This is a genomic window from Mycolicibacterium setense, from assembly GCF_000805385.1.
GTDB classification, from domain to species: Bacteria; Actinomycetota; Actinomycetes; order Mycobacteriales; family Mycobacteriaceae; genus Mycobacterium; species Mycobacterium setense.
Map to the genome: position 1 here is coordinate 132587 of NZ_JTJW01000001.1, position 12210 is coordinate 144796.

Annotated in this window: 13 protein-coding genes; 5 read left to right on the forward strand and 8 right to left on the reverse strand. The window is 65.2% G+C overall.

Annotation, left to right across the window (positions count from 1 at the left end):
- Positions 1–137: 137 nt before the first annotated feature.
- The 8 genes from QQ25_RS00660 to rpmH all read right to left on the reverse strand — a co-directional run bounded on the left by QQ25_RS00660 (position 138) and on the right by rpmH (position 5557).
- On the reverse strand, positions 138–1181 hold the full coding sequence (locus QQ25_RS00660) for a ParB/RepB/Spo0J family partition protein (protein WP_039376582.1): 1044 nt from the start codon (positions 1179–1181) through the stop codon (positions 138–140).
- 61 nt (positions 1182–1242) lie between these two features.
- Positions 1243–2229: a ParA family protein gene (locus tag QQ25_RS00665; RefSeq protein ID WP_039326640.1), complete on the reverse strand. Its 987-nt coding sequence runs from the start codon at positions 2227–2229 to the stop codon at positions 1243–1245.
- Between the two features lie 2 nt (positions 2230–2231).
- The gene (rsmG, locus tag QQ25_RS00670; protein ID WP_039326641.1) at positions 2232–2948 is read right to left on the reverse strand and encodes a 16S rRNA (guanine(527)-N(7))-methyltransferase RsmG; all 717 of its coding nucleotides are present in this window, start codon (positions 2946–2948) and stop codon (positions 2232–2234) included.
- Positions 2949–3020: 72 nt separating this feature from the next.
- Positions 3021–3563 carry a Jag family protein gene (locus QQ25_RS00675; RefSeq protein WP_039326642.1) on the reverse strand — a complete coding sequence of 181 codons (543 nt, stop codon included), beginning with the start codon at positions 3561–3563 and terminating at the stop codon, positions 3021–3023.
- A gap of 38 nt (positions 3564–3601) precedes the next feature.
- Positions 3602–4681 (reverse strand): membrane protein insertase YidC, encoded by a 1080-nt coding sequence (yidC, locus tag QQ25_RS00680; RefSeq protein WP_039376584.1) that lies wholly within the window; start codon positions 4679–4681, stop codon positions 3602–3604.
- On the reverse strand, positions 4674–5030 hold the full coding sequence (yidD, locus tag QQ25_RS00685) for a membrane protein insertion efficiency factor YidD (protein WP_039326644.1): 357 nt from the start codon (positions 5028–5030) through the stop codon (positions 4674–4676). The genes yidC and yidD overlap by 8 nt, the downstream gene beginning before the upstream one ends.
- The gene (gene rnpA, locus QQ25_RS00690) at positions 5027–5383 is read right to left on the reverse strand and encodes a ribonuclease P protein component (RefSeq protein ID WP_039326645.1); all 357 of its coding nucleotides are present in this window, start codon (positions 5381–5383) and stop codon (positions 5027–5029) included. The genes yidD and rnpA overlap by 4 nt, the downstream gene beginning before the upstream one ends.
- 30 nt (positions 5384–5413) lie before the next feature.
- The gene (gene rpmH, locus QQ25_RS00695) at positions 5414–5557 is read right to left on the reverse strand and encodes a 50S ribosomal protein L34 (protein WP_003883350.1); all 144 of its coding nucleotides are present in this window, start codon (positions 5555–5557) and stop codon (positions 5414–5416) included.
- Between the two features lie 514 nt (positions 5558–6071).
- Here rpmH and dnaA point away from each other — a divergent pair.
- The 5 genes from dnaA (at position 6072) to QQ25_RS00720 (ending at position 12098) form a co-directional block, all read left to right on the forward strand.
- Positions 6072–7595: a chromosomal replication initiator protein DnaA gene (gene dnaA / locus QQ25_RS00700; RefSeq protein WP_039376586.1), complete on the forward strand. Its 1524-nt coding sequence runs from the start codon at positions 6072–6074 to the stop codon at positions 7593–7595.
- Between the two features lie 643 nt (positions 7596–8238).
- A complete protein-coding gene (gene dnaN / locus QQ25_RS00705; protein ID WP_039326647.1) occupies positions 8239–9429 on the forward strand; it encodes a DNA polymerase III subunit beta in 1191 nt (396 codons plus the stop codon).
- A 25-nt stretch (positions 9430–9454) separates the two neighbouring features.
- Complete coding sequence (gnd, locus tag QQ25_RS00710; protein ID WP_039376588.1) at positions 9455–10348, forward strand: phosphogluconate dehydrogenase (NAD(+)-dependent, decarboxylating); 894 nt, start codon at positions 9455–9457, stop codon at positions 10346–10348.
- A gap of 11 nt (positions 10349–10359) precedes the next feature.
- On the forward strand, positions 10360–11514 hold the full coding sequence (gene recF / locus QQ25_RS00715) for a DNA replication/repair protein RecF (RefSeq protein ID WP_039376590.1): 1155 nt from the start codon (positions 10360–10362) through the stop codon (positions 11512–11514).
- Entirely contained in the window at positions 11511–12098 is a 588-nt protein-coding gene (locus tag QQ25_RS00720) for a DUF721 family protein (RefSeq protein ID WP_039376591.1), read from the forward strand. Before recF ends, QQ25_RS00720 begins: the two co-directional genes overlap by 4 nt.
- The last annotated feature ends 112 nt before the right edge of the window (positions 12099–12210 follow it).

The following is a 12210-nucleotide window of genomic DNA, read 5'->3' on the forward strand; positions in this document are numbered from 1 at the left end:
ATCTCATCGGGTTCCGCCTCTGAAGTGAAATGCTATGTCGCACAGTTGCATTGCGCTATGTGGCGCTCGCAACCGCAGGCTTTGATCACTGATGTGTCACAGTGACGGAACAACCTGGTGTCCTTGGTCGTGGGCTCTCAGTGCTCTTCCGCGCTCATAATTTCGACGATGCGCTGTAGGTCGTCGACGGACCCGAACTCGACCACGATCTTGCCTTTTCGTTTGCCGAGACTCACGGTGACCCGCGTATCGAACGCCGACGAGAGCTTTTCAGCAACGTCCTGCAGACCTGGCATCTGGATCGGCTTGCGCCGGGGTGCCGGCGGTGCGGTGTTGCCGTCGCGGTTGGCCAACGTCACGGCCTCCTCGGTGGCCCGCACCGACATGCCTTCGGCGACGATTCGGGCCGCCAACTCCTCCTGCTTCTCCGCTCCCCCCTCGAGGGCGAGCAGTGCGCGCGCGTGGCCCGCGGAGAGCACGCCGGCGGCGACTCGGCGCTGCACAGCGATCGGCAGTCGCAGCAGTCGGATCATGTTGGAGATGAGCGGTCGCGAGCGGCCGATCCGGGCGGCGAGTTCATCGTGGGTGACTTCGAACTCGTCGAGCAGCTGTTGGTAGGCGGCGGCCTCCTCCAACGGGTTGAGCTGAACCCGATGGATGTTCTCCAACAGCGCATCGCGCAGCATGTTGTCGTCACCGGTCTCCCGGACGATCGCCGGAATGGTCTCCAGGCCGGCCTGCTGGGCAGCCCGCCAGCGCCGCTCCCCCATCACCAGCTGGTAGTGAGGCTGGCCGTTCTCCTCGACAACGCGCACGACGATCGGCTGCATCAACCCGAACTCGCGGATGGAATGCACCAGCTCGTTCAACGCCTCTTCGTCGAATACCTGGCGCGGCTGGCGCGGGTTGGGCTGAATCAGGTTGGGGTCGATCTCGCGATACGTCGCACCGACCTCACCGGCTGTGAGAACCGGGTCGGACCCATCCGGCGCAGGTGGCGTCGCGGAGTTCGCCTCCGTTCCAGCAGTGCCTGCGCTGGACGACGGACCGAGGAGGACGTCCGCCGCACTCGCGCCGATCCTCGGGCTCAGAGCGTCGGTACCATCCTCGGCGGGACCGGTCGGAATGAGGGCTGCCAGTCCCCTGCCCAGGCCACTCCGCTTCCGTACCGGCTGATTCATGATCGTCTCCTGCTCATTGCTGCCGTCCGCTGTCTGTCTGCTGGCTGTCGATTTCTGGCGTCTACTGCCCGCGGGGCGGTGCCCCGCGCTCTGCGATCTCACGGCTCGCGTCGAGGTAACTCAACGCGCCACGGGAACCCGGATCGTAATCGAGGATCGTCATCCCGTATCCCGGAGCTTCCGACACCTTGACGCTCCGTGGGATGACCGTCCGCAACACCTTGTCGCCGAAGTGCTCTCGCACGTCTTCGGCGACCTGGTCCGCCAACTTCGTCCGCCCGTCGTACATCGTCAGTATCACCGTCGATACCGACAGCTCCGGGTTCAGATGCGCCTTCACCATTTCGATGTTGCGCAGCAGCTGCCCCACACCCTCCAGCGCGTAGTACTCGCACTGGATCGGGATGAGCACCTCAGGCGCGGCTACCAGAGCGTTGATGGTCAACAACCCGAGAGACGGCGGGCAGTCGATGAACACGTAGTCGAAGTTGTGGTTGGCGAGGGCGGCAAGCGCCCCCCGCAGCCGTCCTTCGCGCGCCACCATGCTGACCAATTCGATCTCGGCGCCGGCCAGATCAATCGTCGCCGGGATGCAGAACAACCGGTCGCTGTGCGGACTCTGCTGAAGCGCTTCCTCCACCGGGATGTCTCCGATGAGAACCTCGTACGAGGACGGGGTCCCGGGACGGTGCTCGATGCCGAGTGCGGTGCTGGCGTTGCCCTGCGGATCGAGGTCGATGACCAACGTCCGCAACCCTTGCAGCGCGAGAGCCGCAGCGACGTTCACCGCCGTGGTGGTCTTGCCGACGCCGCCCTTCTGATTCGCGATCGTGAACACCCGCTGCCGCGACGGCCGCGGAAGCTGCCCGTGCGAGGTATGGAGGACGCGCGTCGCCTGCTCCGCCTCTGCCGCGATGGGCGTGTCCATGATGGCGTCCGTGGACCACGGGGTGCCGCCATTTTTGTTCCATGTTTCACGTGAAACCGTTTCACGTGAAACGGCGGGCGTAGCATCCGCGCCTGCGGGTGCCTGCCGATTAGAACCCATCCTCATCTCCTGCCCGATCTCCCCCGCGACCCGGAGGCTCTGCCCGTTGACCGGTTGCCCGGTTGCACCGCCACGCGCCGTGCGGCGACGACGGTTACGGGCGGGTTCAAATAGTTCACGCCACATCTCATTACCCTGGCATCGACTGCACCCAGGGAAGCCATCACACGCCGGTGCTCTTCGATCTCGACCTCGGCGCGCTCGCCCTTGAGGGCGAGCATCCTTCCGTCGACGCGAAGCAGCGGCATGCTCCAGCGCGTCAACTTGTCCAGCGAGGCCACCGCACGCGAAGTCACCACATCCAACTCGCCCACAGATCCACGAACCTCAGAGTCTTCGGCCCGGCCGCGAACCACGGTCACATCGAGCCCCAATTCATCAATGGCCTCGCGTAGAAATTCGCTACGCCGCAGCAGCGGCTCGATCAATGTGACATGGACATCGGGGCGCGCCAGGGCCAACGGTATACCCGGGAGGCCGGCGCCGCTGCCGATGTCGGCGAGGCGTTCATCGGGAGCCAGGAGCTCACCTAGAGCGGAGCTATTCAGAATGTGTCGATCCCAGAGCCGGTCCACTTCTCGCGGACCTATGAGACCCCACTCGACACCGGCACCGGCCAGAATCGCCGCGTACCGTTCGGCGGTCTCCAGACGATCTCCGAAGACCCCCGCCGCGGCCTCCGGTGCCGCGGGGACCGGTCCATGTTTCACGTGAAACATCCTCCGCACTCCCTACGGCACCGTCGCCGCAAACGAACTACACCTTTGTAACTAAAGCTCAGCCGGCTGCGCTCAGCCGAGCAGAACCACGACGCGACGCGACGGCTCCACGCCCTCGCTCTCGCTGCGGACGCCGTCGACCGCAGCCACTGCGTCGTGAACGATCTTGCGCTCGAACGGAGTCATGGGCGCCAGTTCCTCACGCTCTCCCGACTCCAGCACGCGACGGGCCACCTTGTCACCCAAAGCCGCGAGTTCATCCCGGCGCCGGCGCCGCCACCGCGCGATGTCGAGCATCAGCCGGCTGCGCTCGCCGGTCTTCTGGTGCACGGCCAGCCGGGTCAGCTCCTGCAGAGCGTCGAGTACTTCACCCTTGCGGCCGACGAGCTTGTTCAGATCGCCACCGCCGTCGATGCTCACCACTGCCCGGTCGCCTTCGACGTCGAGGTCGATGTCGCCATCGAAGTCGAGCAGGTCGAGCAGCTCCTCGAGGTAGTCGCCGGCGATCTCGCCTTCCGCGACCAGTCGCTCCTCCAGGTCGTCCTCGCTCTTCGGCGCGGACTGGGTGTCCTCCTCCAGCTCGGCGCCGGGCTCGGTCGTCTGTGCATCAGTCATATCGTCTTCTCCCTACTCGTAGCCAGCGTGAGAACTGGTCACCGTTTCCGCTTCTTGGGGCGGGCACCGGGCTTGGGCGTGCGATTAACGCTCGGCCCTTCCGATCCACCAGCCGTGTCCTTCTGGGTCTCCTTCGGCGCTTCCTCGGCGTCGGGCTGAACCTCCGCCTGATCGCCGGACTCCGCCGGGGCGTTTGCCTCGGGCTTGCGCGCCCGCTTCGGTTTCGCGCCAGGCGCCGGCGCGTTCGCCGATCGGCGCTCGATCGCCTCTGCCTTCTTGGCTTCTTCTTCCTTCTCGATCATCCCGAACACGTAGTGCTGCTGACCGTAGGTCCAGATGTTGTTGGACAGCCAGTACATGATCACGGCCAGAGGCAGGAACGGACCGCCGACGACCACACCGAGCGGGAACACGTAGAGCGCCAGTTTGTTCATCATCGCGGTCTGCGGGTTGGCGGCGGCCTCCACGCTCTGGCGAGCGACCGAGGCCCGGCTGTTGAAGTGGGTGGCGACACCGGCCAGGATCATGATCGGAACGCCGACCAGCACGACGGCCAGCCGGTTGAATTCCGTGAACGCCTCGAGCCCGTGCTGCTGGATCATCGTCGCGCCCAGCGGTGCTCCGAACAGGTTGGCATCGAGGAAGTGACCCACGTCGGTTGCGCTGAACACATAGTTCGCCAGGCTGCGGTTCTCCTCCACCGACAAGCCCAATCGACCGATACCCGTCTGCGTCCGGTTGAAGGACATCAGCACGTGGTACAGCCCCAGGAACACCGGCACCTGCGCCAGCATCGGCAGGCAGCCGAGGATCGGGTTGAACCCGTGCTCGCGCTGCAGCTTCTGCATCTCCAGCGCCATGCGCTGACGGTCCTTGCCGTACTTCTTCTGCAGTGCCTTGATCTGTGGCTGCAGTTCCTGCATCTGCCGAGTCGTGCGGATCTGCTTGACGAAGGGCTTGTACAGAATCGCGCGCAGGGTGAACACCAGGAACATCACCGACAGCGCCCAGGCGAAGAAGTTGTCGGGGCCGAGCAGGAAGGCGAACGCCTTGTACCAAACCCACATGATCGCCGACACCGGGTAATAGATGATGTCCAGGCTGAACCAGTTAAACACGCGACTTGCTCTCCCCTCGCTTCGCTGGGGTCTCCCAGACAAGGTTTTCGCCGGCGGCTATTTCGCCAGAGACGGTCTCGGCACGGCTGGTGGACTCATGGTCGTGTGGACACCGATCCGGGATGGGATCCCATCCGCCCGGGTGCCACGGCCCACATTTCAGCAGTCGGATCAACGTCAGCCACCCGCCGCGGAACAACCCGTATTCGGTGAGGGCGTCGACCGCGTACTGACTGCAGGTCGGCATGAATCGACACGACGGCAGTCGAAGCGGAGAGATGGTGTGACGGTAGAGCTGGATCAGGAAGATCGCACCGCGGGCCGCACGGGCACCCGCCCTGCGGATCATGGTGACGTCCCGCGCCGCGCTTCAAGGCGCTCGAGAGCACGTTGCAACTGCTGCTCCAACCGCGGTGACGGTGCGTCACTGCTACCGGCACGCGCCCGGATCACCACCAGGTCGGTGGCATCCAGTTTCGGTATCACGGTACGAGCGACGTGACGCAGCCGCCGCGACACTCGGTGGCGTTCGACGGCGTTGCCGACGGCTTTGGACACGATCAAGCCGACCCGCGGGCCGGTGGCGTCCGTCCCCTCGCGCAGGGCGTGTACGACAACATCAGGTTGTACCGCACGCACACCACGACTGACGGTGGCACTGAACTCCGCGGATCGCCTCATCCGGTATCGAGCCGGAAGCACCGCGCTAGATCCTGCCGGAAAGCCGAAGTATCACGCAGTGAGTGCGCGACGGCCCTTGCTACGACGGTTGGCGACGATGGCGCGGCCGGCGCGAGTGCGCATCCGCAGCCGGAACCCATGCACGCGCGCACGGCGGCGGTTGTTGGGCTGGTAGGTCCGCTTGCCCTTGGCCACGGCAATCTCTCCTTGTTCCGTTTGGCAACCGCGCCCGCCGACACCGAAATGTCGCCAAGAACACGGTCACCGTGCAAGCTCGGTTTAAGCTCGTCCGTCGTGCTTTACTAACCGGCGCATTCTCCGGAACCTCCCGGGCGCAGCCGTATCGCCACGTGCGGGCGACTGCTCGAGGGTACTGATGAGATTTCCCTCGGTCAAACCTGCGCCGAACCGCCGACATCGGCGGCATCCGATGTTGCAGAACTGTTGGCACATCGAGAGAAAACTGTTAGCTTCTGGCAATGCCGTTCCGAGCCTGGACCGGCCCCTGACAATAAGATCGAGGACGTCGCTCCGCCGCAAGCCTCGCAGCAGGTGACAACACCGGCCACGACGCCCTCACAACAGACAACAGAGCGACGACGACTGTCCTTTCTCCACAAGCTGTGGATAAATATGTGGACAGTTCGTCATCGTTCTTTTTGGTCGTCACCGGATCGGCCTCGAAGCACCTCAAAGGGGGAAACGGTCGTTGACAGCGGACCCCGACCCACCATTCGTCGCAGTCTGGAACAGCGTCGTCGCCGAACTCAACGGCGACCGCGACCCGGAGTCAGGTCTGACGGGTGACTCAGCCGCACCCCAGCTGACCCCTCAGCAAAGGGCCTGGCTCAAGCTGGTGGAACCCCTGGTCATCGCCGAGGGGTTTGCTCTGCTCTCGGTCCCCACCACGTTCGTCCAGAACGAGATCGAACGTCACCTGCGCGAGCCCATCATCAACGCGCTCAGTCGCAAACTCGGTCAGCGGGTCGAGCTCGGCGTGCGCATCGCCACCCCCTCCGAGGTACCCGAGGACTCCCCCGCCGAGACTCCGGCCGGCCGCGAGACCGACTCCGCATCGCCCGAGCCCGCCGCCGACTCCGACGAGATCGACGACGACCGCGCCGCCAAGGTCAGCGCCGAGGAGACCTGGCCGACCTACTTCAGCAGTCCGCAGCGTGACTCGACGGTCAGCGACGACAACGCGGTCAACCTCAACCGGCGCTACACCTTCGACACCTTCGTCATCGGTGCCTCGAACCGCTTCGCCCACGCCGCCACCCTGGCCATCGCCGAGGCGCCAGCCCGGGCCTACAACCCGTTGTTCATCTGGGGCGAATCGGGCCTCGGCAAGACGCATCTGCTGCATGCGGCCGGAAACTATGCGCAGCGTCTCTTTCCCGGCATGCGCGTGAAGTACGTCTCCACAGAGGAATTCACGAACGACTTCATCAATTCCCTGCGCGACGACCGCAAGGCCTCGTTCAAGCGGAGTTACCGCGACATCGACATCCTGCTGGTCGACGACATCCAGTTCATCGAGGGTAAGGAAGGTATCCAGGAAGAGTTCTTCCATACCTTCAACACCCTGCACAACGCCAACAAGCAGATCGTCATCTCCTCGGATCGGCCGCCCAAGCAGCTGGCCACCCTCGAGGACCGGCTCCGTACCCGCTTCGAGTGGGGTCTGATCACCGACGTTCAGCCGCCCGAGCTCGAGACGCGCATCGCGATCCTGCGCAAGAAGGCGCAGATGGATCGCCTGGATGTCCCGGACGACGTCCTGGAGCTCATCGCCAGCAGCATCGAACGCAATATCCGCGAGCTCGAGGGCGCACTGATCCGGGTCACCGCGTTCGCGTCGCTCAACAAGACGCGGATCGACAAGTCACTGGCCGAAGTCGTGTTGCGCGATCTCATCGCCGACGCCACGACCATGCAGATCAGTACCGCCGCCATCATGGCCGCCACCGCCGAGTACTTCGAGACCACCGTGGAGGAGCTGCGCGGCCCCGGTAAGACCCGGGCGCTGGCACAGTCCCGTCAGATCGCCATGTACCTGTGCCGCGAGCTCACCGACCTGTCCCTGCCCAAAATCGGCCAGGCGTTCGGGCGTGATCACACCACCGTCATGTACGCCGAGAAGAAGATCCGTGGCGAGATGGCCGAACGGCGTGAGGTTTTCGACCACGTCAAAGAGCTCACCACGCGGATCCGCCAGCGCGCCAAGCGCTGAGTCGCCCTGTTTCTCCCCGCACGATCACGCCCCGGACTGGGCTGGATGCTGCCCGCGGAATGCCACGAGACGGCCGGCGAAGTACGTCCGTGACGCCGCGGCGTCTCACATCATGGACTCGCGCCGTCTGTCCGGCGAAAAATCTTGTAACAACTTTCGCCTCATTGCGCCTCAGAAGTCACAGCTCACCGCTGTGGAAACTGCTGTGCACAACCTGCGGGCAAACCACTGGATGAATGACAAACTCATTCACACTCCGGCGTCTGTCCACACTCGAGCACCGGTCCGTCCACCGGTCTCCACAGTCGACTCACAGTGCGACACACCGATGGGACTGGGCAAACACCCGTTCATCCCCAGTTTTCACAGCCCCTAATACTGTTACTCAAATATCTTCTAAGAGTTCTTTCTAGAAGAAGGGGGTTGGGGACACCGGACGAACCGCCCGTCTGATCGGGCCTCGCAGCACGAGCCGGTCCCCATGTCACCCCGATCGATTAGCTTTCAAGTTGATGCGGAAAGCTCTACGGTGGTTCATCGACAGCGGTTTCCATCTTTGTCATTCAGCGTCACGCTGTCTGGCGGGGTTTCGGAAGACGCAGGTAGAGCTCGTTATGGGGATCATCGAAGGGGCGCATAGCACGTGGCGACGACGACGGCTGGGCTGACCGACTTGAAGTTCCGCGTGGTGCGTGAGGACTTCGCGGACGCGGTGGCCTGGGTGGCCCGCAATCTGCCGACCCGGCCCACCATCCCGGTCCTGGCCGGCGTCCTGCTGACCGGCACCGATGACGGTCTGACCATCTCCGGCTTCGACTACGAAGTTTCCGCCGAGGTCCGAGTCAGCGCTGAAATCGCCTCTCCTGGAAGCGTTTTGGTGTCAGGGCGGTTGTTGTCGGACATCACCAAGGCATTGCCGGCCAAGCCGGTGGAACTCAGCGTCGAAGGCACCCGGGTCGCGTTGACCTGTGGCAGTGCCCGGTTCTCCCTGCCCACCCTGGCGGTCGAGGATTACCCGGCGCTGCCGTCCCTGCCGGAAGAGACCGGCGTGGTGTCGTCCGATCTGTTCGCCGAGGCCATCGGACAGGTCGCGGTCGCGGCGGGCCGCGATGACACGCTGCCCATGCTGACCGGTATCCGGGTCGAGATCTCCGGTGAATCAGTGGTTTTGGCCGCGACTGATCGCTTCCGCCTCGCCGTGCGCGAGTTGACCTGGGAAACCAGCGCCACCGACGTCGAAGCCGCAGTGCTGGTGCCGGCGAAGACTCTGGCCGAGGCGGCCAAGGCGGGTACCGATGGCAACCAGGTGCACCTGTCGCTGGGTTCCGGGGACACGGTCGGCAAGGACGGCCTGCTCGGTATTCGCAGTAACGGCAAGCGCAGCACCACCCGCCTGCTCGATGCGGAGTTCCCGAAGTTCCGTCAGCTGCTGCCCAGTGAGCACACCGCGGTGGCCACGATCGGGGTGGCCGAGCTGACCGAGGCGATCAAGCGCGTGGCACTGGTGGCTGACCGGGGGGCTCAGATCCGGATGGAGTTCGGCGACGACGCCCTTCGGCTGTCGGCCGGCGCCGACGACGTGGGCCGGGCCGAGGAAGATCTGCCGGTGGAGTTCGCCGGGGACCCGCTGACCATCGCGTTCAACCCCACCTACTTGACCGATGGGTTGAGCTCCCTGCATTCCGATCGGGTGACTTTCGGTTTCACCACGCCGAGCCGGCCCGCGGTGTTGCGGCCGACGAGCGAGGATGGTGGTACGGGTGGTTCGGGTCCGTTCCCGGCTGCCAAGACCGATTACGTCTATCTGTTGATGCCGGTACGCCTCCCCGGCTGACCGGCTCGGGCGAGAGAGGGCGCACATGCAACTGGGGTTAGTCGGCCTGGGCAAGATGGGCTTCAACATGCGCGAGCGCCTGCGCACCGGTGGCCATGAGGTGATCGGATACGACCCGCGTCCGGAAGTCAGTGACGTGGCCGACCTGGCCGCTCTGGCGGGTGCGCTCGAGGCGCCGCGGGTGGTGTGGGTGATGGTGCCGTCGGGCACGGTCACCCACGAGACCATCGTCGCCCTCGCCGATGTGCTGGGGCCGGGCGACCTGGTGATCGACGGTGGTAACTCGCGCTACACCGAGGATGGACCGCACGCAAAGCTGTTGGGCGACAAGGGAATCAACTTCATCGACGCCGGCGTATCGGGCGGCGTCTGGGGCTTGCACGAGGGCTACGGGTTGATGGTCGGCGGCAGCGATGCCGATGTGGCCCGTGCGATGCCGGTCTTCGACACGCTGCGTCCGGAGGGCGAGGCGGCCGACGGATTCGTCCATGCCGGCCCGGTGGGTGCGGGTCATTACGCCAAGATGGTGCACAACGGCATCGAATACGGCCTGATGCATGCGTATGCCGAGGGATACGAGCTGCTCGCGGCCGAGGAACTGATCACCGATCCCCAGGCGGTCATCCAGGCCTGGACCAACGGCACCGTCGTCCGGTCGTGGCTGCAGCAGCTGTTGGCCAAGGCTCTCAAGGAAGATCCCGGCTTCGCCGCCATCAGCGGTTACACCGAGGATTCCGGGGAAGGCCGCTGGACCGTCGAGGAAGCGATCAGTCACCGGGTGCCCATGCCGGTGATCGCGGCGTCGTTGTTCGCCCGCTTCGCCTCGAGACAAGAGGACTCCCCCACCATGAAAGCGGTGTCGGCGTTGCGCAACCAGTTCGGTGGCCACGCCGTACACCGGATCAGCGAGTCCGGTTAGGTGCGAGCACTGTGTACGTCCGCCACCTCGGACTGACCGACTACCGGTCCTGGGCACATGTCGAGCTTGAGCTCGAGCCCGGCCGCACGGTATTCGTCGGTCCGAACGGATTCGGCAAAACGAATCTCGTTGAGGCACTGTGGTATTGCGCCACGCTCGGCTCCCACCGGGTGGCATCCGACGCACCGTTGATCCGGGCCGGTGCGGAGCGCGCGATCGTCTCGAGCATCGTGGTCAACGAAGGCCGCGAACTCGCGGTCGATCTCGAGATCACCAGTGGCCGGGCCAACAAGGCCCGGCTGAACCGGTCGCCGGTCCGATCGCCCCGCGAAATCCTCGGAGTTCTGCGGGCGGTGTTGTTCAGTCCGGAAGATCTGGCGCTCGTCCGAGGGGATCCCGGGGAGCGCCGGCGATACCTCGATGAGTTGGCCACCACCCGTCGCCCCGCCATCGCGGGTATCCGCGCCGACTACGACAAGGTGGTGCGGCAGCGCACGGCGCTGTTGAAAACCGCTGCGGGAGCACGTTATCGGGGTGATCGCAGCGCGCTGGACACCCTCGATGTGTGGGACGGACACCTCGCCGCACACGGCGCGGCGTTGGTCGCCGCGCGCATCGCGCTGGTCGAGCAATTGCATCCCGAGGTTCAGAAGGCCTATCAATTGCTGGCACCGTCCAGTCGGCCCGCCGCCATCCGGTACCGCAGCAGTGTCGAGGCCATCGCCAACGCACCCGGTCCGGAAACCGTGGAGTTCTACGAGGCAGCCCTGCTCGATGCGCTGTCCCGGCGGCGAAACGCGGAGTTGGACCGCGGGGTCTGTCTGGTGGGCCCACACCGCGACGATCTCGAGTTGTGGCTCGGCGACCAGCCCGCGAAAGGCTTTGCCAGCCATGGTGAATCGTGGTCGATGGCGCTCGCGCTGCGGCTGGGGGCCTACGAATTGCTGCGGTCGGACGGGGTCGATCCGGTGCTGTTGCTCGACGATGTTTTCGCCGAGCTGGACACTGCGCGCCGGCAGGCGCTGGCCGCCGTGGCCGGTGAAGCAGAGCAGGTTCTGGTCACGGCGGCGGTCGGTGAGGACATTCCGCCGGACTGGGCAATCGATCGCGTCGAGATCAGGATGACCGAGGGTGATCAGGGACGGATATCGGTGGTGCAGTCATGACGAATGATCCGGCGGAATCCCGCGACCCGGCTGCCCCCGCCCCGGCGGCGTCACCCGACGAACTCAGCCGGATGCGCGGAATGGATCTGGTACGGCGGACTCTGGAAGAGGCTCGAGGCGCTGCCCGCAGCCAAGGTAAGGATGTCGGCCGGGGCCGCAGCGCCCCAGTACGGCGGGTGGCCGGCAACGCGGGACGACGCCGCAGTTGGTCCGGTCCGGGGCCCGACGTGCGCGATCCGCAGCTCCTCGGGACGGCCACCCGGGACCTGGCCAAGGTCCGCGGCTGGTCTTCGAAGGTGGCCGAGGGTTCGGTGTTCGGTCGTTGGCGCGTCGTGGTCGGCGACCAGATCGCCGATCATGCCAACCCGACGGGCCTGGAGGAAGGGGTGTTGACCGTTTCGGCGGAATCCACGGCGTGGGCCACCCAGCTTCGGATGGTGCAATCCCAGCTCCTGGCCAAGATCGCCGCCGCGGTCGGCGACGGTGTGGTGACCTCGCTGAAGATCACCGGCCCGGTCGGCCCGTCGTGGCGGAAGGGCCGCTATCACATCGCGGGCCGGGGTCCCCGCGACACTTACGGCTAGCACTGCGCTGAGAACGCCGAGACGCGCGAAATGGATCTTCTCAAGCGTCCGGAGGCACCGATGGCCGAGAAATTCCGCGCACGGCGCAGTTAGATAGGTGGAAACGCCGCTA